The following is a 26,639-nucleotide window of genomic DNA, read 5'->3' on the forward strand; positions in this document are numbered from 1 at the left end:
TGTCCCTGTTCTTCCCTCTCTCCATGGAAAAGCTCTGGCGTATCGCCGGAGCTTTTTTGTTTTTCTGCAAATACTTCGTCTAGGAGGCGCAAGCCTTGCAAAACAACCATTTGATAATCTGCATTCCAACTTTTCGTCGTAGCTTTGACCGGCAATAAGAGAAACCTAACTTCCTTGTTGCCATGGCCGATTACGCCACCTCCAATTCCAAAATCGCCTTCGAGGCGCTTACCTACGACGACGTCCTGCTGCTTCCCGCCTACTCGGAAGTACTGCCCCGCGACACCGATCCTAGCGCCCAACTCACTCGCAACATTCGCCTGAAGCTCCCCTTCGTTTCGGCCGCTATGGATACCGTTACGGAGTCGGAAATGGCTATTGCGCTGGCGCAGGAAGGTGGTATCGGTATCATTCATAAAAACATGAGCATCCGGGCGCAGGCTGAACTGGTGCGCCGCGTGAAACGCTCGGAAAGCGGGATGATTCTCGACCCGTTTGTATTGCAAGAAGCTGCTACTCTCGCCGACGCCAAGAAGCTGATGCGCGACAACAACATTGGTGGTATTCCTATCGTCAATGAGCAGCGCCAACTCAAAGGCATCCTCACCAACCGCGACCTGCGCTTCGAAAAGGACATGAACCGGCACGTAACGGAGGTTATGACCCATGCGCCCCTCGTAACCGCCAAAGCCGGCACCGAATTAGCCGATGCCGAGGATATTCTGCAAGAATCGAAAGTAGAAAAGCTACCCGTTGTTGATACCGACGGCCGGTTAGTGGGCCTCATCACCTACAAAGACATTCGGAAGCGCCGCCGCACCCCCAATGCGTGCAAAGACGAATACGGCCGCCTGCGCGTAGGCGCCGCAGTCGGTGTGACCCCCGATCTGCTGGACCGGGTAGCGGCCCTCGTGGAAGCGGGCGTAGACGTAGTAAGCGTAGACACGGCTCACGGCCACAGCAAAGGCGTACTGGACGCCGTCCGTGAACTGAAGCAGAAATTTCCCAAGCTGGAAGTAATAGCTGGCAACGTGGCCACTGCCGAAGGAGCCCGTGCCTTAGCCGATGCCGGCGCCGATGCCGTGAAAGTAGGCGTTGGGCCGGGTTCTATCTGTACCACTCGCATCATTGCGGGCATTGGCGTGCCGCAGCTTTCAGCGGTACTCGAAGCGGCCCGCGGCCTCGAAGGCACCGGCGTTCCGCTTATTGCCGATGGAGGCATCAAGTTCTCCGGGGATGTGGTGAAAGCCTTAGCCGCCGGAGCCAGTACCATTATGATTGGCTCGTTGCTGGCTGGCACCGAGGAGGCTCCTGGTGAAGTGACGCTCTTTGAAGGACGCAAATTCAAGAGCTACCGCGGTATGGGCTCGGTGGAGGCTATGGAAGACGGCTCGAAAGACCGGTATTTCCAAGATGCTGAAGATGACGTAAAGAAGTTGGTACCCGAAGGCATTGTGGGCCGCGTAGCCTACCGGGGCCTCGCTGCCGAAGTGCTGTTTCAGCTAGCGGGCGGCTTGCGAGCCGGAATGGGCTACTGCGGCGCCGCTACCATCGAAGCGCTTCAGCAAGCTAAGTTCGTGCGTATCACGGGGGCCGGCCTCCGCGAGTCGCACCCCCACGATGTGCAGATTACGCAAGAAGCTCCAAATTATAGCACCAAGTAAGCAGTAGCCTTGGTAATGTAGAAGCGGGCCGGCTCCTTGGGAGTAGGCCCGCTTTTTTTGCGCTAGGAGATATCTAGCCTTATAAATATATCCTGCTTGCCTAAGCGGATTCAGCTGCTTGCTGTATTCTCAACAGGTGGCGGCTGTCGTAGTTTTTACCTTATAAAAGTAAGACAGCGTAGGCGCAGTGTTCACTATGCGCGTTTTCAGCTCATCTTATTTACATATCCATCACGTGCCCTAGCTGCATTCCTTGGAACTGGAATGGCGGGGACGTGCGCAGGGAGATGAACTACGAACTGGTACCTCCAAAGGCATTCAGTTTGCGCAGCATCAGATTCGGACGTGGATTGCCAATATGACCAACATGCTCGTTATCAGCCCTGAGGATCAGGCATGGCTTAAGGCGAAATGGCTTCCGCAGCTTCGTTTGCTTGGCATCGAGTTTCTTGCCATCGTCATTTCCACTGATGCCCTCAGCCGCCTGAGTGTTCACAATAGTATGTGCGAAAGTGAACAAGACGGCCAGGCCCCATTCGAAACGGTTTATTTCACTTCGGTGCAGGATGCCCGGAACTGGGTACGCCAGGCTTATTCGCTACCTTGGGTAGCACGTCGGCACTAGCATAAAACAGTTTCTATTACTTCTTGCTTACTTATCCGGTATGCATTACAGCCAACAGCCAAGCGGTTAGCGGCTTTTATTATTTAAAGAAAATTTTTACTTAGGCTTGGTTGAAGCACGCAGGCAACAATATTCCTGCCGCACTTCTATCTTAGCGGTCCGTTTTTGCTAGAGCTTGCCACTTTTCTTGTTGGGCTGGCTCCGTTTCTTACTTTATGCCCTTTCGCCAGAAGCTGAAAGCTGTTACTTTTCCTCTCACCGTCCTTAGCTGGCTGTTGCTGCTACTAAGCACGCTAAGCAATACCAATGGCCGCGCCGCCGAGTGGCTAGGTGGTCCCTGGCCCGAATGGGTAACCTTGACTGCTCAAGCGGCTTTTGCTGCTGGGGCCTTCGTTTTCCAACGTGGCCGCCCCGACCCTTTGCATGGCAACGATTTTGTTGGCTTGCTTCGACGCTTGTTGTTAGGGCCTGGTATGCTGGCTACTGTCTGCGTAGGGTTGCATTTGCTTGAACGGCTTGTGCAGGCGAAGCTACCGACCGATGACCAAACCTTTTATGCCTGTATTTACACCATAAATCTGGCCTTGTTTGTCACGCTTCTGGCGTACACAAACTATTCTTGGCGCAGCTTGGTGCTTTTTCGAGCCTCCCCGCTTATCCAGCGCCAATGGGTATGGTTTGAAGTGTTGCTCGGCTTTACGCTGCTTTTTCGCTTGCTTGATTGGGTACCACCCCACCCCCTCGATTACGTGATAGTAGGTGGGTTGGGCATATTCGGGGTATATCTGAGCGGCAATCAGCAGTGGGTGGCCTACCTGAACCGTCGGCAGAAATGGGAAGCGGTGTTGCTGCAAATCGCCATTATGCTGGCTATGGCCGTGTTTGTGGCTTACTTCCTACGAATTCGCAACGACCTGAAATTGGTGGCTCCGGCACCGCAACATGCCTTCTTGCTCCTCAACGCTTTCTTCGCGACCTTCTATGCCTTTATGGGGCTGATGGTTACCGTCTTCAACCTACCCACGGCCGGTGTATTCGAGCAAAAGCGCGAAGAGATTTTGAGCATGCAGCGCTTGACGCAGCTTATCCAAAAGGGCCAGAACGAGGAAGAAGTGTACGCTATGCTTTTCGATTCGGCTGTCCAAACCATGGATGCCGACGCGGCTTGGCTCACGCTCGAAGAAGATAATGACGTGACTACCGTGCAACGCTACCGAGTGTCGCAGGAGCAGGTCAACGAAGTGCAGCGCCTACTGCAAGAGTACAAGCTGCACCAAATTGAATACCTCAACAACGACCTGGCGAGCAGTAGCGGTTTTCGCGAACTGAACTTACCTTACAATTCTTTGATTGTGATGCCGTTGCGCTCGGCCAAGCGCAGATACGGAGCGCTTTACATGCTGAAGGGACACCGATACGGCTTCGACCGCGAAAACTTGAGCATTCTTCAAACCTTCGCTAGCCAGACGGTACTTAGCATCGAGAACCTACAATTGGTGCATATCTCACTGGAAAATCAGCGGGTGCAGGAAGAGCTGAAAATTGCTTCGGCGGTACAAGACAGCCTCATTCCCAAGGACCTGCCCATCGACAGTTGGTTTGATATCAGTTCCTACGCGGCCTCCGCCAAAGAAGTAGGCGGCGACTTTTATGATTTCCTGCATTTGCCGGGCCGCCAACTGGCCATTCTGATCGGCGACGTATCGGGCAAAGGGGTAACGGCAGCTTTCCACGTGGCGCAGATGAAAGGCATTTTCCACGCGCTGATGCAAGAAAACCACTTGGCCCGCTCGGAGCGCGAGAAGTTTCCGGTGCCAAGCCGCTTCATGACGCAAGCCAACACAGCTCTCGCACGCTGCTTGGAACGGTCCGCTTTCGTTACGGCCTCTCTCTACATCATCGACTACGAGAATGCCGGGTTTGTATTTGCGCGGGCCGGCCACTGCCACACGCTTTACTACCACTCTATTAAGGAGGAGGTTTCCTATTTTCAAACTGCCGGCTTGGGCTTGGGCATCATTCGGAACGACTCCTACGAAAAGCACATCAAGAATCAGTTCTACGACTACAATCCGGGCGACGTGATGGTGATTTACACCGACGGAATTGTGGAAGCACGCAACGCCGAACAAGAAGAATACGGCGAGCAGCGTCTGCACGACATGCTAGAACAGACTTTCTCGATGGAGGCAGATGAAATTAAGGAGCATATTTTAAATGATTTAGCGCAGTTTAGTGCTGGCCAGCCTATGCACGACGATCAAACGCTATTGGTCGTCAAGTTCAAATCCGCTCAACCCGACACCTTGAACTGACGTACCCTGACCTTATGAAAATAACTCAACATTCTTCCGCCGGTACGCTTACTCTAATTCTTGACGGTGAACTGGATGCTAGCTCATCGGTATTGCTGGATACAGAGTTGGCTAAGCCCGAAACACTTCAGTTTCAGAAGGTGCTCATTAACTGCAAGCAGCTGAATTACATTTCTTCGGCTGGCCTTGGAGTTTTTATTTCTCACTTACAGCAGTTTCAGGATGCCGGTGTGAAGCTGGTATTCTTCAACATGCAAGACAAAGTGTATAACGTCTTTGAAATTCTTGGCCTCGACACGCTGATGACGATTGTGCCATCGGAAGAAGAGGCAACTGCCGCATAAACTTATTTTGAACGATCAGCAGGGATGAAAAACGCACTTCGGATTAGTTGTAGCCGAGTCAACCTGAAGGCTGTCCGCGACTTTGTTGCGGCTTCCCTGCTAGATTGCAACCTATCGAATACGCAGCTCAACCAAATTATACTCGCTGTAGATGAGGTAGTTGCTAACCTTATTATCCACGCTAATGGTGAGGATGAGTCGCAATACCTAGACCTTGCCATCGATATTAAGGATCAGTTATTCGCTATCGAGATATTCGATAACGCCGCTACCTTCTACAGCCCCTCCACCTACCACGAACCCGATTTGACGGAATTCATTCGCCAAGGAAAAAGAGGTGGGGTGGGTATGACCCTAGTCAACCGGATCATGGACCGGGTGGAATTCACGAGCAATGGCGGCCAGAACGTTTGTCGGCTGTTCAAGCACCTGGTGTATGAATGAGAGCTTGCGCTAGAGCATGTCGTCTACCGTGCCTTACTGTTTCTCCGTTCACCGACCTTGTTCATGTATAAGCTCAATGCCAAGACTCAGTGCTATTCCAGTCGGTGAAGCGTAAAATTTGCACGCTCACAGATTTAGCTAGCACCCAACGGCAAGAGGTAAAGTATCGGAAGCCAGTGGAAATAAAGGGCATGCAGTGGGTATTCCGCTATGGCTTTAACAAGAAGCTACTGCACTAGATGCCCGCTTAATTTAGCGAGTAGGCGGAAAAAATTACGTAAAATTGCGTCAGGCAGTTCGCTACGCCAGTCGACTTTGGGGGGCAATTGCTGCGTATTGCAGTTTCTTATACTTTATATGCACAAACGCATTTTGTACGCCGGCACTGTCGCCGTCGCGCTATTAGCCGCCTGTCAGGCTACGAAATCCACTACCACTGCCAAACAACCTGTTGTTGAAACGCTTGGCACCACTCCGGTGCCAGCTGGGGAGTTTGCGTACGTTTACCGCAAAAACAACAGTTCCGCTCCTGAATACGGCACGCGCGCTAGCGTCGCAGAGTACTTGGATTTGTACACCAACTTTAAGCTGAAAGTACTGGAAGCCGAGCAGCGCGGCCTCGACACCACGCAAGCTTTCAAGCGCGAGCTAGATGGCTACAAGCAGCAACTGGCACAACCTTACCTCACCGAGAAAAGCGTAACCGACCAGCTGGTGCGGGAAGCTTATGAGCGGATGAGCAAGGAAGTGAACGCCTCGCACATTCTAGTGCGCTTGCCCGCCGAGCCCACTCCTGCCGATACGCTTGCTGCCTTCCAGAAAGCCGTGGCGTTGCGTCAGCGCGTGAGTAGCAGTGCCAACTTCGAGCAGATAGCACGGGAAGTGAGCGAAGACCCTTCGGCCCGCGAAAACGGCGGACGCCTGGGGTACTTCACGGCTATGCAGATGGTGTATCCTTTCGAAACTGCCGCCTTCAAAACTCCGGTAGGCCAAATCTCGCAGCCAGTGCGGACACGCTTCGGATATCACTTGATCAAGGTGAATGATGTGCGGCCGGCTCAAGGCGAAATTAAGGTGGCGCACCTAATGATTCGGGCGACGCCCGGCATGCCAAAAGCTGACTCGGTAACGGCGAAAAAGAAGATCGACGAGCTCTACAACCGCCTCACGCAGCGCAAAGAGAACTGGGAGAAGCTGGTCGCGCAGTTTTCGGAAGATGCTGGCTCGGCTGCTAATAGTGGCGAACTACCTCCCTTCGGTACGGGCCGTATGATTCCCTCGTTCGAGGAAGTTGCCTTTAAGCTCCAGACGCCAGGTCAAATTTCGGCACCGGTCCAAACGCCCTACGGCTGGCACATCATCAAGCTGATCGAAAAGCAGCCGGTGCCAACTTTCGAAGCTATGGAGCCCACCCTCAAAAGCAAAGTGGCTAAAGACTCTCGCTCTGAGTTGAACAAAGCCGCTTTCCTGAAGCGCGTACGCACCGAAAACCAGTTCACCGAAAATCAGGCAGGCAAAGACTACGCCTTTACCAAAGCCGATACTTCGCTGGTGAGTGGCCGCTTCAAGTACGCAGCTCCTGCCACTGCTGCTACCACCGGTAAAGCCAGCAAAGGCGCCAAGAAAGTGGAAGGCGATGCGCAAACCTTGTTTAGCATCAAAGACAAGAGCTATACGGTATCTGATTTTCTGACCTACGTGCAGAAAACCCAACGGCCTCGGCCCGGTGCCGAGCCCCGCTTTGTGGCCCAGCAGCTCTACGATCAATATGTGGAGCAAAGCCTAACTGATTTCGAAAAGAACAACCTCGAAAACAAGTACGAAGATTACCGGATGCTAGTAAAAGAGTACCGCGACGGTATCCTGCTGTTCCAACTCATGGATGAGAAAGTATGGAGCAAGGCCATTGAGGACACGGTGGGTCTACAGAAATTCTTCACCGAAAACCAAAGCAAATATCAGTGGGAAAACCGGGTGCAAGGCACCGTTATTAGCGCGGCCTCACCGGCTCTGCTAACCCAGGCGCGGCAGCAGCTCCAACTCGGCCGCTACGCTGTACCACGCTTGGCGCCCCAGCCTATTGGCTTTACTGGCAATACCGATAAGCTTACCAAAAACGCAAGCCTACCGCTAGATGGCCTGACTGGTGCCCTACAAGCCGACACCGCATTGAGCGTTACGGTTACGGGCCGCGCCAAGAAAGGCGAAGCTGCCGGTATTGCGCGCCGGCGGGCCGCTGCTGTTGCCGCTTACCTGACCAGCAAAGGCGTACCGGCCAGCCGCATCAAACAAACCACCCAGGCTAATGCAGCAGCCAACAACACGGCAGTTGCCACTGTATTCAGCTCGAATACGACGGCCCTGGAAGAGCAGCTGAACGCGCAGAATCCACTGTCGGTCCAGATTATGCAGAAGGCGTTTGCCAAAGGCGACAACAAAGTAGTAGATGAACTGATGAGCCGCGGACCTGGCTCGTACGATGTGCAAAAAGATGGTCGCTATTACACGGTTGTTATCGACAAAACGCTACCTGCTGGCCCTAAAACGCTAGCTGAGGCACGCGGCCTTGCCACTTCCGATTACCAGAACTATCTGGAAAAAGAGTGGATAGGGCAGCTCCGCACTAAATATCCGGTGCAAATCAACCAGCCTGAAGTAGACAAGTTGGTGACCAGATAACACCATGCTCAAACTTCTATAAGAAAGCCCCGGTCTCGGCCGGGGCTTTTTGTTTTAAGGTAATTGAACTGTCAAAGAGCTCTTCAGAAATGCGCTACGATTCCTACATGGTAGGAACCAGTTACTATTTCGACGCAGGAGAAATCTGAGTTAGGCCGCTCAACGACGCTATTCGGGCTTCTCCTGCGTCGAAACGACAGATGTCCATTTGCATAAGATATGGCCTTCCACTGCGGTTCATGTGCGGCAGTTAGAAGCTTATCCAGAGCTATTTGGGCGTTTTGAAAAGTTGCTTTGGCAGCCATGCAACGCGGCAGGTGGTTCCCGTCTCTTTGCTTTAAAACCCGGATGCTGGCTGGTTTTTGTCAGAGAAAGGATTTATGTTGAAATTTACGCGTGGCTTTCTGCGTTCTGTAAGCTGCCTGGTTCGGTAGTATTGTTGCTCGGTACCGGACGTACCCCTTGAATCATCCCATGACTCATTCTATTGATGTATTGAAACGGGCAGCCCTGCTGACCGTATTGCTGTTGGCCGGCACCTTTTCTGCCACCTATGCCCAGTTGGGTGTGGGTCGCCCCGTCGGCCAAACCATTGTTGATGGTATCATTGCCAAAATCGACAACCAGATTGTATTGCGCTCTGACCTGGAGACCATCATGGCACAGGAAAAGGCGCGGGCCGAGGGTAAGCCTCTTCCGCCCGATATGCAGTGCCGCGTGTTGCAAAGCTTGGCCCTGAATAAGCTGCTGCTAGCCAAAGCCGAAACCGACTCGGTGGTAGTGGAAGATTCGCAGGTGAAAGGCGAGCTAGACCGCCGGATGAATTATTTCGCTCAGCAGATTGGCTCGGAAAAGAAGCTGGAAGAGTACTACAACAAGCCTATCAAGCAGTTGAAAGAAGACCTACGCTCCCAGGTGAAAGAGCAGTTGGTTCAGCAAAAGATGCAGGAACAGATTTCCGGCAAAGTGACCGTAACACCTCGGGAAGTGCGCCAGTTTTTCAACCGCATTCCTAAAGACAGCCTCCCTTACTATTCTACTGAAGTGGAAGTAGGCCAGATTATCAAGTTTGCCAAGGTAAACACCACTGCCAAGCAGGCCGCCCAAGCTAAGCTTAACGATTTGCGGGCGCGCATTCTGGCCGGTGAAAGCTTCGAGACGTTGGCCAAGCAGTTTTCCGAAGATCCAGGTTCAGGAGCACAAGGCGGCTATCTAGGCTTCTTTGGGCGCAAAGAGCTGGTACCTGAGTACGAAGCCGCCGCATTGCGCCTAGATCCAGGAGGCTTGTCGCCAGTGGTGGAGTCACAGTTCGGCTTTCACCTTATTCAGCTGATCGAGCGCAAAGGCGACAAATACAGCACTCGCCACATTCTAATTAAGCCAACCACTGGCAGCACCGACGTCAACGAAGCTGCTAAAGAACTTACCAACTTGCGCCGCCGCATTTTGGCCGACAGTATCACGTTTGCCAAAGCCGCTAAAGACAACTCCGACGACAAGCAGTCGGGCGCGAATGGGGGCCTGCTCCAGAACCGCGAGGACGGCAGTAGTTATTTGCCGCTCGATAAGCTGGACCCGGCCATCTTCTTTACCATCGATACCATGAAGGTGGGCCACGTAACACCGCCTATGCCCTATCGCACCGACGATGGCAAAGACGCCATGCGCATCATCTGGTTGAAGTCGAATACGCCGCCTCACCAAGCCAACTTCAAAGACGACTATCAGAAGCTAGCCCAGGCTGCTTTGTCGGAGAAGAAAAACAAGGCGCTGGATGAGTGGTTTGAAAAGAACCGCGGCAGCGTCTTCATCGAAGTCGACCCGCAGTATGGTGGCTGCAAGCTGCTCAATACGGTAAATTAATTGCTAATTGTTGAAGAGTTGATTGTTGCTTTGCCGAAGCGGCGTGAGCGACAATCAACTTTTTTTCGTAACAAGTAACGATCAATAATTAGCCTCTAACACTTATAGAATGCGCACATTTTCTTCTGATAAAGAAGCCGCCGACGCCTTGGCTCAGTCGTACCAGACGCTACGCAAGGAAATCGGCAAAGTGATTATTGGTCAGGACGAGGTAGTACGGCTGGTGCTGACCGCTGTATTTTCGCAGGGGCACTGCCTGTTGGTAGGGGTACCAGGCTTGGCCAAAACGCTGCTCATTCAAACCATTGCCGACTCGCTGGACCTCTCGTTCAACCGGGTGCAGTTCACGCCGGACCTTATGCCTTCCGACATCGTTGGCTCCGAGACGCTTACCCAGCAACGCGACTTTCAGTTTGTGCGAGGTCCTATCTTCGCCAATATTGTGTTGGCCGACGAAATCAACCGCACCCCGCCTAAGACCCAAGCGGCCCTACTGGAATCGATGCAGGAATACGCCGTGACGGTTGCCGGTCGGCGTTACCCTTTGGAGCGGCCGTTCTTCGTGCTGGCTACCCAGAATCCCATCGAGCAAGAAGGTACTTATCCTCTACCCGAAGCCCAGCTCGACCGGTTTATGTTCAATATTGAGCTAGGCTATCCGAGCTACGAGGCGGAGTTACAGATTGTGAAGAACACCACTTCCGACAGCAAGCCTACGGTCAGCAAAATTCTGCACGCCGACGAAATTCAGGCGTTTCAGCACCTTGTGCGCCGTGTGCCCGTAGCCGACAACGTGGTAGAGTATGCCGTAGGTCTGGTACACAAAACGCGCCCTAACACTGGCCGGGGCGCTGCCCGTGCTACGCAGCTTTTGGAATGGGGTGCCGGGCCACGTGCCTCGCAGCACCTTATTGTGGGAGCCAAGTGCAACGCTCTGCTCAATGGCAAGTACTCGCCCGACATCGAGGATGTAAAAGCGGTAGCCTTGCCCATCTTGCGTCACCGTTTGGTCCGCAACTTCAAAGCCGAAGCTGAGAACGTGTCAGTAGAGCAAATCGTAAAAGAACTGCTTTAAGCGCTTGACTTTGCATTAGCTGCCTAGCCCTCTATTCAAGAAAATTCAGAAATACGTCCATGGAAGTTTCCGCTTATTACCAGCAATTCGAGCGCAACATCTTTATCATACTCGATGCCTTAGCTGCTGGCCTCGACTTGCGCACCACTGCCCTGAATACGTCTCTGCCCCTAGAAGTGTACGTGCTGTGCGAAGTGCTCAACCAAGGTGGCGGTCAGTTCCGCTTAACCACTGAAGGCTTAGAGCGGCTTCGTGAGTTTCAGGCACAGTATCAGCAGCGCGAAGCTGACACCGAAGCCATCATGCGTCGGATCTTGGAAGACAAGCGCGCAATGATGCGTACCCCTGAAGGCCGTGTTCTAGTCAAAGAAATGTTGATTCGTCGCCTTGAGTTTTTCAACGAAGCGGCTCGGCAGGTGAACGTAATGCGTATTCAGCAGTCGTTGGGCAGCCCACCGCAGTACCGTTCTGGTATTGGTGCCGCATTGCAGAAAGCCGAAGTCCATAAGTAAAGCGTAGCGGTTCACGCTGCTTGCTAGTATACCAAAAAAATGAGAGCGGCTTGCCATATGGCAAGCCGCTCTCATTTTTTAATTGTCGCCTGATTCTAATTGACCATAGTGCCGGCCGCTGCTTCCCGGATCTTGGTGTTGCCATCTTTGGCATGCTTCAAGTTCAACTCCCCCTCTGGCTCACGGCGCAAATGGCTCGGAACATCAGCGCCGGGGGTGCCTTTAGAATTGGTGATACCACCATCCACGAAGTAGAGTGCGCCCGTTACGTAGCTGGCTTCATCAGAGGCCAGGAACAGGTACACGTTAGCTACTTCTTCGGGCGTGCCGCGGCGGCCCAACGGTGGCGCGTCCACGTTCTGCTTCTCCATCTTGGCGCTCATCGGGCCTGTTTCCTTGTGGGTCCAAGCAGTATCGATGGGGCCAGGGCAGACACAGTTAGCGCGGACGCCGTACTTGGCCTGCTCCGTAGATATTCCCTTTACAAAAGCGTGGTTGAATGCTTTGGTGCCGCCGTAAGGTGTGTTTTCGGCAATACCCATCCAGCCTGCTTCCGAACCAGCTGTCACGATGTTGCCGTGGGTTTTCTGCAAGTAGGGCAACGCCGCGCGCGTCATCATGAAAGTGGAGTAGATGTTGTTCTTGATCATGTACTCGAAAGCATCTACCGGATACTTATCTAGTTCGGCGGTAGCCGGAAACACGCCAGCGTTGTTGATTAGAATATCCAGCTTGCCAAAATCGCTGATGGCTAGCTGCACGCATTCCTCGGCATTTTTTTCGTGCGAAATGTCGCCGAGGTAGCCTACGGCAGCTCCACCACGCCGTTGGATTTCGTCCACCACTTTGCGCACTGGGTCGCTTTCCAGGCCTACCACCACTACGGCAGCTCCTTCATTAGCAAATTTCTTACAAATGGCTTCGCCAATGCCCGAGCCTCCGCCGGTCACAATGGCTACTTTTCCTTCAAGTCGTCTCATAGCTAAGTGGTAAATGAAATTGAGCGAGTAAAACAGATCCATCACCATTGCCTCGATTGGGCGAAGGGTAGTCTGGCTCTGAAACTAACGACATCGACTTGTCAGAGTTACTGCCACGTATTCAGCCTCGCCTTTTTTCAGCGCTAATACGTTGCTGTGCGTAGGTACTTGCATTGTTTTCCCCAAATCATACACGCCGCTTTGCCTCCGCCGCTCACGCCCCTTACCACTGCCCGCCTCACGCTTCGCCCTTACCAACCTACCGACGAAGCCGACTTCTTCGCCGTGCTCAATCAAGACCGCCGCCGACTGGAACCGGCGTTTCCGGCCCGCGTGGCTGCCGTGCAAACGCCAGCCGATGCCACCCGCACTATTTCTCAATTTGCGCAGGACTGGCGCACCGGTCGCCTCTACGTGTTCGGAATTTGGCACCGCGAAACCGCCACTTACCTCGGCGACATCAGCTTGCGGCCCAGCTGGCAAACCCCTCTAACCGCTGAAGTTGGTTATTATTTGGCGGCCCACGCCGAAGGCCATGGTTACGCGCGTGAGGCGTTGGCTGCCACTGTGCAATTCGGTTTTAGCGAACATCTACAAGCTCACTACTTAACGCTACGTTGCCGCCGCAATAATCCGCGTAGCTTGGCTGTAGCCGAGGCAGTAGGCTTTCGCCCCATCAACACTACCCGGCGGCGCATATGGCCTTTGCGCGGCAAGGAATCAGAAATCGTGCATTACCGCCTGGACCCTACTGCTTGACAGTTCACGTGGCCCCACCTTAGCTGATGGGCAATGATAGCCCTGCTTTACTATGATGCTTACTCGCTTTGCCGGAGCGTACCAAGCAAAAACTCGTAATTAAAGTTTAGGTAAGCTCCGAATGAAAACTCGATCTGCTTGTTCTGCAAATCGTAAAAAGGCTCGAAACGAGTACTCAACGTAACGTTGCCGGGCAGATGATAATCTTTAAGGAAGCGCAGAATCAATAGCTGACGCTGCCGCTCCGTGTAATTGGGATTGTTGACGGTACTGGAAATGGACTGATAGAGCTTTCCCCCCTGCGGGGCCACAAACCCGTTGCCCGACCAATAACTAATCATTACGGTGGAAAGAGGGGTGTCTACACTGGCATTGAGATATAAACCAGTGCCGCGCTTGTAGGGCAATACTTCTTCGAATGAGTAGTCAGTGAATCGGGTGACGTAGCCGTCGAAATACAGCGCTGTGGCAAACTCGGAGTTTAACCTGCGCCGCACACGCACGCCGGTAGCAAAGTTGAATAGCGTTTGCAGCGGGACATCAATGGTGTCGAGTTGGCCACCATGATGAATCGCCAAGAATTGCAACGGCACCACTCCTACGCGCCAGCCCGACGAATCCTGATACGCCGTGAATTCAGAGGTGAGCCCACCAGCTACTTCTTCTTGAAAATTACTGTACCGATACTGTTGCCGCTGCCAATCCACCCAGGCATCGAGTTGCAAGCGCGACGTCTGCAGCCGATACTGCATGCCTTCCTCTAGCCTGTTGAGCATCACCCGCTCGAAATCAAATAGAGGCTCTATGTAGCCATGGTTCAACTGTCCTTCAATATTGCCGAACAACAAACTGTGTGGGCCGTTCTGATATTTAGCCGTAAACACTGGTCGTACCTGTCGCAGTCGGGGTGTACCATAGTCTTTGTAGAGAAAAATACCCGCCTCTAACCGCAGATTACCGCTCGGAAAGTAAACCAGACGGGGGGCAAGCTGTGTTCCATAAAGGGTTTTGCCTTCGTTTATCTTGTTGAAATACTCGTTGTCCTTGGAAAACAAAAACCCTTGCACTGCCACCCGAAGCTGCCCACTATTCTCGGGCTTGATAGGTAAACGGTATACAAAGGCTTGATTGTTCAGTTGACCCCAAGCTGCATTCAGGCCTCCCAACCAGCTTACCAACGTCAGTATCAAGGCGGTAGAAAACGAGCTATTTCCTAAAATTTTTAGCACAGAAAAATTTCCCTAAATTCAACGAAAATTTTTAGCATTGCGGGGACAAAATATAGGTCAGTGACGTTACCACTAGCCTACCCCAAACAGAGTAGCTTGGCACGTTGCGAAGCCACTTCTGGGTTGCGCAGGCAACCTAAAACGCCTACATTCACCAAACCTAAGCATTTCCCCCAAACCCTATTCTAATGGCTGCTACTACTGACAAAGCCGATAAGGTTGCCAATCCTCAAACCGAGAAATTGAAGGCCCTCCAGCTCACGCTGGATAAGCTCGATAAGAACTACGGCAAAGGAACGGTCATGAAGCTGAGCGACAACAAAGTTGTTGACATTCCGGCTATCAGCACCGGCTCACTAGGCCTCGACATTGCGCTGGGCATCGGGGTCTGCCCCGCGGCCGTGTGGTTGAGATCTACGGTCCAGAATCGTCGGGTAAAACTACGCTCACGCTGCACTGCATTGCCGAAGCCCAAAAGAAAGGTGGCATGGCCGCTTTCATTGACGCCGAGCACGCCTTCGACCGCAGCTACGCCGAGAAGCTAGGCATCGACACCGAAAACCTGCTCATCGCGCAGCCCGACAACGGCGAACAAGCCCTTGAAATAGCCGACCAGCTGATTTCTTCAGGTGCTATCGATATCATCGTTATTGACTCCGTAGCTGCTCTCGTACCGAAAGGTGAATTGGAAGGCGACATGGGCGACTCGAAAGTGGGCTTGCACGCCCGCCTCATGAGCCAGGCCCTCCGTAAGCTGACCGGTACTATCAACAAGACAGGCTGCTGCTGCATCTTCATCAACCAGCTTCGCGAAAAGATCGGTGTGATGTTCGGTTCGCCCGAAACCACCACCGGTGGTAACGCGCTAAAATTCTACGCTTCGGTTCGCCTCGATATCCGCCGCATCGGTCAGATCAAAGAAGACAAAGACAACGTAACCGGTAACCGTACCAAGGTGAAGGTTGTGAAAAACAAAGTAGCGCCACCATTCAAAGTGGTGGAGTTCGACATCATCTACGGCGAGGGCATCTCGAAAGTGGGTGAAATCCTTGACCTCGGCGTTGACATGGGCATCATTGCTAAGTCGGGCTCGTGGTTCTCGTACAACGGCGACCGTCTGGGCCAAGGCCGTGAGGGTGTGAAAACCATCTTGCAGGACAACCCCGAGCTTGCCGACAAGATTGAAGCTCAGATCCGCAACTTGGTGAAAGGTGAGCCCGAAGTAGCGATGGCGGCCATTCCGGTAGACACTACTGTTGAAGACGACGACACGCTGTAAACGCTTGCTATTAAGATAAGATCAAGAGGTAGAAAAGTCTCGCTGGTAATCCGGCGGGACTTTTTACGTTATAACCTATACCTCAGAGAGGAGATGCGCCGTAAGTGGAATGGTGGTTTCGAAGAAAACTCAGTTGGTTGTAAATCAACTGTTCCGGCCCGTCAACACATTGCGTTATATTTGCTGGCACCTCTTTTGTCTGAGGCATCCAGGAGCCTGTTTTTCCTGCTTATAACTCTATGAATCGCCGTTGGCTATTATCCTTTTTTGTTCTTTTACCACTGGTGGGCTTATGGGCCTTCCAACCTTCTGGTGGTCTTCGGTCAATACCTAATACCAGTTTTACCAAGGGGGAGGTACTCCAGTATAAGGTGCACTATGGTCTCATCAACGCGGCCGAAGCAACCATCGAAGTAGATGGTGGCCTGCACCGTATCAACGACCGAACTTGTTTCCGGGCTACCGTCACGGGCAAAACCACAGGTTCGTTCGACGTTTTTCTGCGCATTCGCGACACTTGGCGCAGCTATATCGACACGACTAGCATCGTGCCCCAGCGCTTTTTCCGCAACATCGAGGAAAATAACTACCGTCGGCGCGAGACCGTTGATTTCGATCATTTCACCGACATGGCGCAGATGGAGCGTCACGGCAAAGACAAAAACAAGATCAAGCGGGGCAGCTACAAAGTACCTGACAATGTGCAAGATATCGTAAGCGGCTTTTATTTCTTGCGCACGCTCAACTACGACCAGCGCCACATTGGTGAAGTGATTCGCGTGCAGGGCTTCTTCGATGAGAGTGTATTTTCGATGGACGTAATCTACAAAGGCCGCGAAACAGTGGAAACGAAAGCTGGCACTATTCGGGCTATTAAGCTGGTTCCGAAAATGCCGAGCAACAAGCTATTTAAGGGGGAAAACGCTATTTCAGTTTACCTCTCCGATGACCGGAACAAGATCCCGGTCCTTATTCAAGCTGAAATGTTTGTTGGGGCGGTTAAGGTGGATATGTTCAAGTACCAAGGTCTCAAAACTCGTCTCAACCTAGTAGCTCGTAATTAACAACTTGGAAAGCGGCCACGTTGGGAGCCGCTTTTTTTGTGCCCAGTTCCTGCTAATCGAAGCAGCGGTTAACGAAAAGGTAACATTCTAGACTCAGGCGTGGCGGTACTTTTGTCTGCGCTTTCTTTTTTACTTCAAACACCTCGTACCGTGCAAGCACCCGCTAATCCCAATGCGTACAAGATTTTGGTAGTCGATGATGACCCTGATATTGTGGAGCTACTCGAGTACAACCTGCGCAAGGAAGGCTACTCGGTAGCATCAGCACCCGACGGCCGCCGGGCGCTGGAAATTGCCCCCCAATTTGCGCCCGACATCATCCTGCTGGACGTAATGATGCCTAACCTCGATGGCATTGCCACCTGCCGGCACCTGCGCGAACAGCCCAAGTTCAAAGACACCTACATTATCTTCCTCACGGCGCGTGCCGAGGAGTTTTCAGAAGTAGCCGCCTTCGAAGCGGGTGCCGACGATTTCATTGCCAAGCCAATCAAGCCCCGGGCATTACTCAGTCGCCTCGCTGCCTTCGTCCGCCGCGACCGGGACCCGCAATCCGTGCAAGACACCATCGAAATCAACGGGCTCAAGATTGACCGCACGGGTTTCTCGGTGTATCAAGAAGGCCGCAAGATCACGCTACCAAAAAAGGAATTCGAGCTACTTGCGTTTCTAGCGGCCACACCACACAAGGTATTTGGGCGCGAGGAGCTGTTGCAAAACATCTGGGGCAACGATGTATTTGTGCTGGCTCGCACCGTGGATGTGCACGTGCGCAAAGTGCGCGAGAAAGTAGGCGACCACCACATCCAAACCATCAAAGGAGTCGGCTACAAATTCAATACGGATTAACAATCAGCAATCTCGATAACAAAGGCCTCTTTTGGACGGCAGAGCGGTACTTGATAGAAGTGTCCTCTGGTTCGAAAGAGGCCTTTTCATATTGCTCTAGCAGTTCTCCTGGTAGCTGAATTGGCCTTCACTACAACCGTGGAAAGCTTATAATCATCATTTGATCATTTATCTTTAACCTTGAATTAATTGTTGTGTTTGGCTTGAATATCTCATCGCGCATTATTGCCATCATTCTGTCGTTGCTCGTCGCGGCTGCGCTAACCACGCTAGCGTGGGTAGGCCCTACTATGGAGTTGCGCGAGGGCGTTTTGGCGGCGGGCATCACAGTGGCCACATGCTTTTTGCTGCTGTACTTGATGTTCGAGGCGTTGATTTTCCGCGAAATCAACAGCATCTATTCCAGCTTGGAAAATGTGAAGCGCAAGGAATTTCGGAAGCTGTCTAACAAGTTTCTGTTCCGGCCCGAGCCCCTCAAGCGCATGCGCGACGAGATAGTGGAAATGGCCGAGCGCAAGCAAAAGGAAATCGACGAACTGAAGCGGCTACAGGCGCTGCGCCGCGAATTTCTGGCCGATGTATCGCACGAGCTGAAAACGCCCATATTCGCCGCACAAGGCTTCTTGCACACCATCCTCGACGATGAGGATGTAGACGATTTCACCCGTCAACGGTTTCTGCAAAAGGCCGCCAAGAGCCTCGATTCATTGGATACGCTGGTCCAGGACCTCGTTACTATTTCGCAATTAGAAAAAGGAGTAGTACGGATGCGCCGCCACAGCTTCGACTTAGTGGCCTTGGTGCAAGAAATTTTCGAGCAATTGGAGTTGAAAGCTACGCACCGCAACGTGCGCTTAGAACTATTTCCACCCGCCTTACCCGAAACTGGCGTGCGCGTACTGGCCGACCGTAACCGCATTCGCCAAGTACTCGTCAATTTAATTGATAACGCCATTAAATATGGGCGCGAGCACGGGCACGTAGTCGTCTCGTTGCAGGAAAGCGGCAAAGCAGTGCGCATCTCCGTGCGCGATGATGGAGCAGGCATCCCAAAGCAGCACATGAATCGCATCTTCGAGCGATTCTACCGAATCGACAAAAGCCGCTCGCGCGACTCGGGTGGTTCTGGCTTAGGCCTGGCTATTTGCAAGCACATAATCGAAGCGCATAAATCGACCATTCGGGTGCGCAGCGAAATGGGCCAAGGCACTACGCTCGAGTTCAAACTGATAAAGCCCAAGAATGCGCTGCCTGAAGTGAAAGAAAAAAGTGATGAGCTGACCTTCGATGGGCAGATAAGCGACAACGAGTTATCGGAAAGCAGATAGCGGGCCGCAAATAGATGGCACCTTAGTGCTTACTGTTTTGTCAGGTAGGAGCCGTCACTTCATTCCGCTTACCTTTGCGGCTTCCTTATGAAGCTACCTAATTTTCAAGACCTCGTTCTGTTTGAAGACGAAGACTATGTCGTCATCAACAAACCTCCTTTTCTAGCTACTCTCGACGAGCGATTCGGCGGCGCACCGAACATCTTACGTCTCGCCCGCGAGCAGTACGATGACGTGCAGGCCTGCCACCGTCTCGACAAAGAAACGAGCGGTTCGTTGGCACTTGCTAAAAACCCGGCTGCGTATCGCCATTTGGCTATGCAGTTCGAGGACCGCAAAGTGCGCAAAATCTATCATGCTGCCGCTTGGGGAGTGCACCAATACGAAGGCTTACGCGTAGAGCGCAACATCGAAACTACCACCAAAGGCAAAGCTCGGTTGGCCTACAACGGCAAACCTGCCGTGACACTGGTGCGCACCTTGGAAGCATTTGCCCGCCACACGTTGCTCGAGTGTCAGCCTATCACTGGCCGCATGCACCAGATCCGTCTGCACCTAGCCTATCTGCAAGCCCCCATTATCGGCGACAAGATGTATGGCGGCGAGGATTTCTATCTGTCTTCCCTGAAGAAGAAATTCAACATGAAAGAAGGTGAAGAAGAGCAGCCCTTCATCAAACGATTCGCGTTGCACGCCGCCAGCCTCACATTTGCCAAGCTTGACGGAGAGAGCGTTACCATTGAAGCGCCATACCCGAAAGACTTCCGGGTGCTAGTTGATACACTACGACAGTATCAGTAGGAAGCCATTAGAAATTAGAGTTGAGAGGCCAGCATTCCTTCCTTGAAATAGAGAAGGGAAACCAGCTTCTTGCCACGCTCTAGTTGCTGTCTTAGAGCTGCTTCCTCGACACAATTATTAATCACTATGTTGTAAATCCGACGAAAGGCGGTAACTTTGTGTCCGTTTTTCCCGGACCTAGTTCGGTTTCATCTCATTTACAAACGCTTACCTTCCTCCCAATGGATCATCTGAGCTTCAAGACGGTATCCGTCAACAAAGCCAACGCCGATAAGGCCTGGGTTGTGGTTGATGCCAGTGTTGCGCCCCTGGGCCGTCTGGCCAGCCAGATTGCCAACATACTGCGCGGCAAGCACAAGCCATCGTTCACGCCCAATTCTGATTGCGGCGACAACGTTATCGTCATCAACGCCGACAACCTGCGTGTGACTGGCAAGAAACTGACCGACAAAATCTATGTAACCCACTCGGGTTATCCAGGTGGTCAGAAGCGCGTAAACCTGCGCGACAAAAAGGCCAAGAATTCGGCTAGCGTAATCGAGCACGCCGTGAAAGGCATGCTGCAAGGCAACCGCCTTGGCCGCGAGCAGTTCCGCAACCTGTATGTGTACGCCGGCAACGAGCACCCCCATCAAGCACAGCAGCCACAAGCTGTTGAATTGAAAAACCTTTAAGCCGACCTTCGGCGTCTTTTTTCTTTAATTTTTTCACTTAATGGAAATTACCAACACCTCTGGTAGAAGAAAAACCTCGGTGGCCCGCATCTACATGCAGGCCGGGCAAGGGAATATCACTATCAATGGCCGGGACATGAAGACTTACTTCGGTAACGAACTCCTGGAAAACATTGTGAATCAGCCGCTCGCTATCGTAGAGCAGGTTGGTCAGTACGACATCAAGGTGAACGTAGGCGGTGGCGGCATTTCGGCTCAGGCTGAAGCCATCCGTTTGGCCATCTCGAAAGCCCTCGTAGGGAACAGCGAAGAAGTTCGTCCGGCCCTGAAGAAGGAAGGCTTCATGACCCGCGACCCGCGCATGGTGGAACGCAAGAAATTTGGCAAGCGCAAAGCTCGTCGTTCGTTCCAGTTCTCGAAACGCTAATCCCAGAGGAAATTCATCATGGCTCAGTCCACATCATATAAAGATCTGCTTGACGCTGGTGCCCACTTTGGTCACCTTACGCGCAAGTGGGACCCGAAAATGGCTCCGTTCATCTTCATGGAGAAGAACGGTATTCACATCATTGACCTCAACAAAACGCTTGTTTCGTTGGATCAGGCAGCGAATGCCATCCGCAACATTGCAAAGAGCGGCCGCAAGGTGATGTTCGTTGCAACCAAGAAGCAAGCGCAAGAGATCGTAACTTCCGAGGCTACCCGCCTCAAAATGCCTTTCGTAACTGACCGGTGGTTGGGCGGTATGCTCACCAACTTCGCTACGGTTCGTAAGTCGCTGAAGAAAATGAGCACCATCGACAAGATGGTGAAAGAAAACACGGCTTATGCTGCTCTTGCTAAGCGTGAGCGTCTGATGCTGTCGCGTGAGCGTGAAAAGCTGGAGCGTGTACTCGGTGGTATCGCCGATTTGAGCCGCCTGCCCGCTGCCCTGTTTGTGGTAGACGTAAAGCGCGAGCACATCGCTGTGAAAGAAGCCAAGAAATTGGGTGTGCCAGTATTCGCTATCTGCGATACCAACTCCAACCCTGAATTGGTAGACTTCCCAATTCCAGCTAACGACGACGCTTCGAAGTCCATTCAGCTCATCGTAGGCGTGATTGGCAAAGCCATCGAAGAAGGTCTGTCGGAGCGGAAAGTCGACAAAGAAGATGCCGACAAGAAGCAAGCAGAAGACGAAGGCATCCAGGAGAAACTGACGGCCGACGAATAAGCTCTTTAGAAGCGAGAAGTAAGAAGTCAGAAGCTAGAATCCGATGGTGCATACCAGTTTCCGGGTTTTGCTTCTGACTTCTTCTTTTGCCGTTTCCACTCATAAATATCAACACAAGCTAGTAGCCACTAGCATCTAACTTTTCCCAAGAATGGCAGCAATTACCGCCCAAGACGTGAACAAGCTGCGCGCCATGACCGGCGCCGGCATGATGGATTGCAAAAAAGCCCTGGTAGAAGCCGAAGGCGACTTCGAAGCTGCCCGCGACATCCTGCGCAAGCAAGGCCAGAAAATTGCTGATAAGCGCTCCGACAATGCTACCTCCGAAGGTTTAGTATTGGCAAGCGTAAGCGAAGATGGTACCAATGGCAAACTGGTAGCGCTGGCTTGCGAGACGGAGCCTGTTTCTAAAGTTGCTGACTTCCGCAACTTGGTGCAGCAAATCCTGGACGCGGCTGTGAAGACCAATGCTGCTACCAAGGAAGACCTGCTCGCTTCTTCGCAAGAAGACGGCCGCAGCCTGCAAGACCACATCACCGACCTGATGGGCAAAATCGGCGAGAAGCTGGACGTGGTAGCTTATGCTAACATGAGCGCTGAGAAAGTAGCTTCTTACATCCACTCCGACGGCAAAAAAGGCGTATTAGTAGGCCTGAAGAACGTGAACGGTGCTGATGTAACTACTGTAGGCCGCGACGTGGCTATGCAAATTGTGGCCATGAAGCCCGTAGCCGTTGACAAAGATGGCGTAGACGCTGCTACCGTTGAGCGCGAAATCGAAATCGGCAAAGAGCAGGCGCGTGCTGAAGGCAAGCCCGAGGCTATGCTGGAGAAGATTGCTCAAGGCAAGCTCAACAAGTTCTACAAAGAGAATACCCTGCTCAACCAAGAGTTTGTGAAGGACAATTCGTTGACCATCGCTCAGCTGCTCGACAAAACGTCAAAAGGTATGACAGTAACTGACTTCAAGCGTGTAGCTATTGGTGCTTAAGCTTCAAGGCTGATCACAAAAAGCCCCGCTGGCATTGTGCCAGCGGGGCTTTTTGTAATTTGCGGCCTATGGATGAACACACGAAAAGAGCTTACCGATACTTGCTATATCACTTCTTGCAGACTATCCGCAAGCCACCTCGTGAGAACCCAGCAGAAAGGTTTACCGATGAGCAGCGTAGGCGTTATATCAACTACGCAGGGCCAGTCGCTTATCTGCTTCATAACCTAGCGTTATTAGGAGCAAATGACTTTAAAGACTTCGATGAAAAGGCATTTTGGAACGGGTTTGATGATTTCAGTCAACGCTGTCCTGAAATAGATGTGAGTCACTTCAGAAGAGTTTTTGAATCCGAGTTGCTCCGGCATTCCAACGATTAATGTCCTACCTGCCGCTCGTACGCTCGCACTCGTGCGGCTGCGTTTTGCCGGATATTCATGTAGAACAGGGCGTAATCGTCGAGGTGAAAAGAATGACTGAGTTCCGGGTGGCCAGGAAGAAGAAAGCGGGGATAACCGAAAGGCTTAGGCCGGTGAATCCAAAGTAGCCCGTTGTGAACTTTGGCATCGACTACGGCGGTATCAACAGTATTGAATGCGTAAGGAACACCCCTAAGTTTAGGCTAGCCGGCGCAGTGACTGTATCGCGCGTCCAGGTGAGCGGATTGGTGACAGCGCCTTGCTGATAGGGAGCGTATTCCTGGTCCCAATCCACGGTATTCCAGGCAACGTAACAACCAGTTTGCGTGGAGTCTTCGCAGGGCCGAACAACTTGCAGCGCATTAGTGGGCACGTTGAAGCCAACAAGGTAGGCAGCAACCAACTGGCGACGCAGCGCAGGACTCTGGTCGAAAAAGTCGTGGAGCAGGTGGGTGAGGTGACGCGTGCCTTGGCTATGGCTAGCTAGTATTATCGGCCGGTTTTGGTTGTAATGCGCGAGGTAATATTGGAAAGCGGCTTTCACGTCTTCGTAAGCCAAATCAATGGCTTGGTTACCGTTGCCAGTTTGCTCATCAAAGAATGAAAAGAGTGTGGCCTGCCGGTAGCGTGGAGCATAAATGCGCCCCACATTATTGAAAACCGAGGCTTGTCGGCGGATGGTACTGATGTCGGTTATGTGATTAATTTTTTGATTGTTAAGGTCTGCATTCCAACCGGCTCGGCCTAGGTAAGTGGTCGGGTGCACGAAAAACACGTCGACAGTGGCCGTGGCTTGCGCATCCTGCAAGCCTGAGTGGCTAGGCACTACATCGGCAGCATCGATACGGGTAGGCAGTGCCGCCCAACTGGTAGACAGGGCGTAGTCAGGGGCAGGCGGTGTGGGGCAGCGGGTGTATTCGCGGTTTGGTTTGATAACGTTGAGGCAAGAGCAAAGCAAAACAGGTAGGATCAGCACTAGCCGACACAAAAGGCGATAAATAGCAGAAATCATAGAAAGCCGATAGCACTACCAAGGCGCCGCTTAAGCATAGCGGCACATTTCATTTATGGTACAGTAAAAGTACAGCAGAAGGCGCAGGTAATCAGGTGGTAAAAGCAGTGAAATAGTAAGTCAACGAGATTTTAATTCAAAATCTCTTACTTGCATTACCCCGCCAGCGTTAGCTTTTGCGCCATCTCGCTCGATACGCTTTTATGGTTATACCTAATCAGGAAGGCCGCTCGTTTGAAACGTTTACTGCTCGATTAGGCATTGGACGCCATTCTCTCTGTAAACGAGAAAACAGTCAACCTTGTACTTTCCGGTTAAGCTTAACAATAACTAATAAGCAGATTACATTTTTTAATGCGCACGCCACGAAGCACATAGGTTGTAGCCCTCTTTCAACCTGAACTGAGTGGCACGATATTGCCTTGACATTTTTTGCTTTGCTAGTCCTCGCCTCATTTACCAACCAACTCTCTAGCCGGAATGCATTGTCAGCGAAAGCACCGAATGAACGTATTAGCTAGTCAGTGTCTTTCCTGTACCTTACTTTGCTTTCATTCCTTCATGGCCTCGACAAGTAAACTCCACCTATCTTTTTGGGCCTTTGGCTTGGCTTTGCTGCTAAGCGCCTGCGATGTACCTGGTGAGAAGCGAGCCGCAAGCAAGGCCGCTGCTACAACTCCTACTGCTTCCAAAAACGAAGAAGCGACCACCAAAGCCACGGGTTTGCGCCAGCTCAATGTATTTGTTGATATATCGGGCGGCATGCAGGGGTTTGTAAGGGCTAACCGGCCAGGTGACCTGGGTAGCGAGTTCCAGCGTACGGTTACAGCTCTGCTTTCCGATGTGCAAGGTCGCACCACCCAAGGTACCACAGCGGGCTACTATTTCGTGAAGGAAGCTCCTGTGGTGCAGCCTACCTCCTACGCTGAGCTTAGCCAGACCATCAGCCGAGGTATCGAGAACCCGGCGACGGGCACTGAAATGCCCGATATGCTGCGCGAAGTACTGAAGCTACAAACGCAGAAGCCTGGTACGGTTAGCATTATCGTTTCAGACTTCATCTACGGTCCCAAGGACCCTACGCAAACCTGGCGCGTGCGTACCGATGTGAAAGATGCCTTGACAACGGCCAATCCGGCGGAACTGGCCGTGTCGGTGTTTGCAAATACATCTGAATTTCGGGGAAATTTCTATCCTGGCAACCGGACCAAGCGGCAAACACTAGCCGGGACTAAATTACCGTATTACGTGTGGGTGCTCGGGCCAGCGCCCTTGGTGGCGCAAGTGAATCAGCAACTGATGGGCCGGCTAGACCAGCAGCCCCAAGTGCATTTCAATGCCAAATATGAGGCGCCGCAATACGGCGTCGTGACGGGCTACCAGGGGAAAGGCGAGTGGTACGCCGAGCCTGGGCCGCAAGGGGGCAAGGCTACGGGCGTGTCGTTCACTTCTTTATCGGCGAAAGAACCCGCGCAGTTCGTAGTAGGATTTGATTTAAAGCACTTGCCGCTGGCGGCGCAAAAGAGCTTTTCCGGGGCGCAGCTACGCCTGGAGCCTGGCAACACTGATGCCAAGCTAGTAAGAACGTGGGCTGCCGCCGGTGGTCCGCCGGTACCCGCCGCGGGCCGGGCGTATACGCATTTCTCTCAAATCAGCGTTTCGAAGCTTCCTTCTACGGCCTCGCGCCAGAAGCCACAACTGCTCCGGTTGGCATTACCGCCTACAGCTCCCACTTGGGCTGCCACCTATTCCACCACCAACGACAGCAACATAGCCAGCCAAGGCCCCAAAACTTTTCTGCTAACCGAAGTACTGGCGGGTGTAGCTGAAAGCTTCGGCAGCCAATCCGCCACTGGACCTATGCTCTTCGACGTGCCGGTGGCCTTACGCCGCGACTAACAACCTGTCTGCTCTTCTATTCTCGTTTACCGCTCCTTCCTTTCTCTTCCAACTCTATGCTCCAATCGTTTTTCACTGCGCTTTACCAAGCTTTATTGGGTAACCCGGACCCTTCCAGCCTTATTCCGGTGTACCGCCAGAGTATTTTCCCGGGAGTGGGGTTGACTACCTTCTTCGTGGCTTTGGCTATGGCGCTTTTGTTTTATGTGGTGCTAAACCGTGTGGTCACCACGTCCTTTTTCAAAACGCAGCATTGGGCCATCATGCTGTTACTAACGGCAGTACTCGGCGCCATCGTGGCTTGGCAACAGGCCGCCGCCGCGGTAGAAGCACAATTAGCCGAAACGGGCGAAGAATTAGCAGTAGCGCAGGTTTCCACACTGAAGCGCTACCTGTGGGGATTCACGGCCACGAATACGTTAGTAGCCGTCCTGTTTTTCATCCTGTGCTCTTTCGCTGTGAAGAGCCTTTCGGTAAGCGCCCGCACTACGCCAGTCCGCTGGCCTAACTAGAGTATCATCTTAGTAGACCGTCTTGCTGAGCTTGCCGACGCATTACGGCAGAGTAGTACACCCTGACGCATGTTCACAACAGCTCGAGCAACCTACTTCAGCTTCGCTC

24 protein-coding genes and 1 pseudogene are annotated in these 26,639 nt (G+C 52.5%); 22 read left to right on the top strand and 3 right to left on the bottom strand.

Annotated features, from left to right (window positions below; translation table 11 throughout):
• The first annotated feature begins 182 nt into the window (after positions 1 to 182).
• The 9 genes from guaB (at position 183) to MUN86_RS18775 (ending at position 11,521) form a co-directional block, all read left to right on the top strand.
• On the top strand, positions 183 to 1,664 hold the full coding sequence (guaB, locus tag MUN86_RS18735; protein ID WP_245119560.1) for an IMP dehydrogenase: 1,482 nt from the start codon (positions 183 to 185) through the stop codon (positions 1,662 to 1,664).
• 253 nt (positions 1,665 to 1,917) lie between these two features.
• A complete protein-coding gene (locus MUN86_RS18740; RefSeq protein WP_245119561.1) occupies positions 1,918 to 2,289 on the top strand; it encodes a hypothetical protein in 372 nt (123 codons plus the stop codon).
• Positions 2,290 to 2,504: 215 nt separating this feature from the next.
• Positions 2,505 to 4,604, top strand: coding sequence for a PP2C family protein-serine/threonine phosphatase (locus MUN86_RS18745; protein ID WP_245119562.1), 2,100 nt, complete (start codon positions 2,505 to 2,507; stop codon positions 4,602 to 4,604).
• Positions 4,605 to 4,618: 14 nt separating this feature from the next.
• The gene (locus MUN86_RS18750) at positions 4,619 to 4,948 is read left to right on the top strand and encodes an STAS domain-containing protein (RefSeq protein WP_245119563.1); all 330 of its coding nucleotides are present in this window, start codon (positions 4,619 to 4,621) and stop codon (positions 4,946 to 4,948) included.
• A gap of 24 nt (positions 4,949 to 4,972) precedes the next feature.
• Positions 4,973 to 5,392, top strand: coding sequence for an ATP-binding protein (locus MUN86_RS18755; protein WP_245119564.1), 420 nt, complete (start codon positions 4,973 to 4,975; stop codon positions 5,390 to 5,392).
• A gap of 357 nt (positions 5,393 to 5,749) precedes the next feature.
• Complete coding sequence (locus MUN86_RS18760; RefSeq protein ID WP_245119565.1) at positions 5,750 to 8,071, top strand: peptidylprolyl isomerase; 2,322 nt, start codon at positions 5,750 to 5,752, stop codon at positions 8,069 to 8,071.
• 474 nt (positions 8,072 to 8,545) lie between these two features.
• On the top strand, positions 8,546 to 9,934 hold the full coding sequence (locus tag MUN86_RS18765; RefSeq protein ID WP_245119566.1) for a peptidylprolyl isomerase: 1,389 nt from the start codon (positions 8,546 to 8,548) through the stop codon (positions 9,932 to 9,934).
• A 109-nt stretch (positions 9,935 to 10,043) separates the two neighbouring features.
• Positions 10,044 to 11,009: an AAA family ATPase gene (locus MUN86_RS18770; RefSeq protein WP_245119567.1), complete on the top strand. Its 966-nt coding sequence runs from the start codon at positions 10,044 to 10,046 to the stop codon at positions 11,007 to 11,009.
• A gap of 59 nt (positions 11,010 to 11,068) precedes the next feature.
• Positions 11,069 to 11,521 (top strand): hypothetical protein, encoded by a 453-nt coding sequence (locus tag MUN86_RS18775; RefSeq protein ID WP_245119568.1) that lies wholly within the window; start codon positions 11,069 to 11,071, stop codon positions 11,519 to 11,521.
• Positions 11,522 to 11,616: 95 nt separating this feature from the next.
• Here the strand turns inward: MUN86_RS18775 and MUN86_RS18780 are convergent, their stop codons facing one another.
• Positions 11,617 to 12,501 carry an SDR family NAD(P)-dependent oxidoreductase gene (locus MUN86_RS18780; RefSeq protein WP_245119569.1) on the bottom strand — a complete coding sequence of 295 codons (885 nt, stop codon included), beginning with the start codon at positions 12,499 to 12,501 and terminating at the stop codon, positions 11,617 to 11,619.
• A 201-nt stretch (positions 12,502 to 12,702) separates the two neighbouring features.
• Here MUN86_RS18780 and MUN86_RS18785 point away from each other — a divergent pair, with 201 nt between their 5' ends.
• Positions 12,703 to 13,260 carry a GNAT family N-acetyltransferase gene (locus MUN86_RS18785; RefSeq protein ID WP_245119570.1) on the top strand — a complete coding sequence of 186 codons (558 nt, stop codon included), beginning with the start codon at positions 12,703 to 12,705 and terminating at the stop codon, positions 13,258 to 13,260.
• A 59-nt stretch (positions 13,261 to 13,319) separates the two neighbouring features.
• On the opposite strand, the gene MUN86_RS18790 is transcribed toward MUN86_RS18785, so the two are convergent.
• Positions 13,320 to 14,450: a lipid A deacylase gene (locus MUN86_RS18790; RefSeq protein ID WP_245119571.1), complete on the bottom strand. Its 1,131-nt coding sequence runs from the start codon at positions 14,448 to 14,450 to the stop codon at positions 13,320 to 13,322.
• Between the two features lie 227 nt (positions 14,451 to 14,677).
• On the opposite strand from MUN86_RS18790, the pseudogene recA reads away from it, so the two are divergent.
• The 10 genes and pseudogenes from recA (at position 14,678) to MUN86_RS18840 (ending at position 23,068) form a co-directional block, all read left to right on the top strand.
• Positions 14,678 to 15,768, top strand: a pseudogene (recA, locus tag MUN86_RS18795) (recombinase RecA).
• 371 nt (positions 15,769 to 16,139) lie between these two features.
• Positions 16,140 to 16,832, top strand: a complete 693-nt coding sequence (locus MUN86_RS18800) for a DUF3108 domain-containing protein (RefSeq protein ID WP_245119572.1) — start codon at positions 16,140 to 16,142, stop codon at positions 16,830 to 16,832.
• Between the two features lie 150 nt (positions 16,833 to 16,982).
• On the top strand, positions 16,983 to 17,681 hold the full coding sequence (locus MUN86_RS18805) for a response regulator transcription factor (RefSeq protein WP_245119573.1): 699 nt from the start codon (positions 16,983 to 16,985) through the stop codon (positions 17,679 to 17,681).
• Between the two features lie 194 nt (positions 17,682 to 17,875).
• Complete coding sequence (locus MUN86_RS18810; RefSeq protein WP_311181735.1) at positions 17,876 to 19,009, top strand: sensor histidine kinase; 1,134 nt, start codon at positions 17,876 to 17,878, stop codon at positions 19,007 to 19,009.
• Between the two features lie 87 nt (positions 19,010 to 19,096).
• Entirely contained in the window at positions 19,097 to 19,810 is a 714-nt protein-coding gene (locus MUN86_RS18815; protein WP_245119575.1) for an RluA family pseudouridine synthase, read from the top strand.
• 221 nt (positions 19,811 to 20,031) lie between these two features.
• Complete coding sequence (rplM, locus tag MUN86_RS18820) at positions 20,032 to 20,484, top strand: 50S ribosomal protein L13 (protein ID WP_245119576.1); 453 nt, start codon at positions 20,032 to 20,034, stop codon at positions 20,482 to 20,484.
• Positions 20,485 to 20,524: 40 nt separating this feature from the next.
• A complete protein-coding gene (gene rpsI, locus MUN86_RS18825) occupies positions 20,525 to 20,911 on the top strand; it encodes a 30S ribosomal protein S9 (protein ID WP_245119577.1) in 387 nt (128 codons plus the stop codon).
• 18 nt (positions 20,912 to 20,929) lie between these two features.
• Positions 20,930 to 21,697 (top strand): 30S ribosomal protein S2, encoded by a 768-nt coding sequence (gene rpsB, locus MUN86_RS18830; RefSeq protein WP_245119578.1) that lies wholly within the window; start codon positions 20,930 to 20,932, stop codon positions 21,695 to 21,697.
• Between the two features lie 151 nt (positions 21,698 to 21,848).
• Positions 21,849 to 22,688, top strand: coding sequence for a translation elongation factor Ts (tsf, locus tag MUN86_RS18835; RefSeq protein WP_245119579.1), 840 nt, complete (start codon positions 21,849 to 21,851; stop codon positions 22,686 to 22,688).
• Positions 22,689 to 22,804: 116 nt separating this feature from the next.
• Positions 22,805 to 23,068: a hypothetical protein gene (locus tag MUN86_RS18840; protein ID WP_245119580.1), complete on the top strand. Its 264-nt coding sequence runs from the start codon at positions 22,805 to 22,807 to the stop codon at positions 23,066 to 23,068.
• A gap of 190 nt (positions 23,069 to 23,258) precedes the next feature.
• Here MUN86_RS18840 and MUN86_RS18845 read toward each other — a convergent pair whose 3' ends face one another.
• Positions 23,259 to 24,119: a DUF3089 domain-containing protein gene (locus MUN86_RS18845; protein ID WP_245119581.1), complete on the bottom strand. Its 861-nt coding sequence runs from the start codon at positions 24,117 to 24,119 to the stop codon at positions 23,259 to 23,261.
• 561 nt (positions 24,120 to 24,680) lie between these two features.
• On the opposite strand from MUN86_RS18845, the gene MUN86_RS18850 reads away from it, so the two are divergent.
• On the top strand, positions 24,681 to 26,018 hold the full coding sequence (locus MUN86_RS18850; RefSeq protein WP_245119582.1) for a hypothetical protein: 1,338 nt from the start codon (positions 24,681 to 24,683) through the stop codon (positions 26,016 to 26,018).
• Between the two features lie 56 nt (positions 26,019 to 26,074).
• On the top strand, positions 26,075 to 26,530 hold the full coding sequence (locus MUN86_RS18855) for a hypothetical protein (protein ID WP_245119583.1): 456 nt from the start codon (positions 26,075 to 26,077) through the stop codon (positions 26,528 to 26,530).
• Positions 26,531 to 26,639 lie beyond the last annotated feature (109 nt).

The sequence above is a fragment of the Hymenobacter volaticus genome, assembly GCF_022921055.1.
In the GTDB taxonomy this organism is placed as follows: domain Bacteria; phylum Bacteroidota; class Bacteroidia; order Cytophagales; family Hymenobacteraceae; genus Hymenobacter; species Hymenobacter volaticus.

What these genes read in the sequence shown, in the direction of transcription:
- guaB (WP_245119560.1), top strand. Translation starts at nt 183, where the DNA reads ATGGCCGATTACGCCACCTCCAATTCCAAAATCGCCTTCGAGGCGCTT.
- MUN86_RS18745 (WP_245119562.1), top strand. Translation starts at nt 2,505, where the DNA reads ATGCCCTTTCGCCAGAAGCTGAAAGCTGTTACTTTTCCTCTCACCGTC.
- MUN86_RS18750 (WP_245119563.1), top strand. Translation starts at nt 4,619, where the DNA reads ATGAAAATAACTCAACATTCTTCCGCCGGTACGCTTACTCTAATTCTT.
- MUN86_RS18755 (WP_245119564.1), top strand. Translation starts at nt 4,973, where the DNA reads ATGAAAAACGCACTTCGGATTAGTTGTAGCCGAGTCAACCTGAAGGCT.
- MUN86_RS18760 (WP_245119565.1), top strand. Translation starts at nt 5,750, where the DNA reads ATGCACAAACGCATTTTGTACGCCGGCACTGTCGCCGTCGCGCTATTA.
- MUN86_RS18765 (WP_245119566.1), top strand. Translation starts at nt 8,546, where the DNA reads ATGACTCATTCTATTGATGTATTGAAACGGGCAGCCCTGCTGACCGTA.
- MUN86_RS18770 (WP_245119567.1), top strand. Translation starts at nt 10,044, where the DNA reads ATGCGCACATTTTCTTCTGATAAAGAAGCCGCCGACGCCTTGGCTCAG.
- MUN86_RS18775 (WP_245119568.1), top strand. Translation starts at nt 11,069, where the DNA reads ATGGAAGTTTCCGCTTATTACCAGCAATTCGAGCGCAACATCTTTATC.
- MUN86_RS18780 (WP_245119569.1), bottom strand. Translation starts at nt 12,501, where the DNA reads ATGAGACGACTTGAAGGAAAAGTAGCCATTGTGACCGGCGGAGGCTCG.
- MUN86_RS18815 (WP_245119575.1), top strand. Translation starts at nt 19,097, where the DNA reads ATGAAGCTACCTAATTTTCAAGACCTCGTTCTGTTTGAAGACGAAGAC.
- rplM (WP_245119576.1), top strand. Translation starts at nt 20,032, where the DNA reads ATGGATCATCTGAGCTTCAAGACGGTATCCGTCAACAAAGCCAACGCC.
- rpsI (WP_245119577.1), top strand. Translation starts at nt 20,525, where the DNA reads ATGGAAATTACCAACACCTCTGGTAGAAGAAAAACCTCGGTGGCCCGC.
- rpsB (WP_245119578.1), top strand. Translation starts at nt 20,930, where the DNA reads ATGGCTCAGTCCACATCATATAAAGATCTGCTTGACGCTGGTGCCCAC.
- tsf (WP_245119579.1), top strand. Translation starts at nt 21,849, where the DNA reads ATGGCAGCAATTACCGCCCAAGACGTGAACAAGCTGCGCGCCATGACC.
- MUN86_RS18845 (WP_245119581.1), bottom strand. Translation starts at nt 24,119, where the DNA reads ATGATTTCTGCTATTTATCGCCTTTTGTGTCGGCTAGTGCTGATCCTA.
- MUN86_RS18850 (WP_245119582.1), top strand. Translation starts at nt 24,681, where the DNA reads ATGGCCTCGACAAGTAAACTCCACCTATCTTTTTGGGCCTTTGGCTTG.
- MUN86_RS18855 (WP_245119583.1), top strand. Translation starts at nt 26,075, where the DNA reads ATGCTCCAATCGTTTTTCACTGCGCTTTACCAAGCTTTATTGGGTAAC.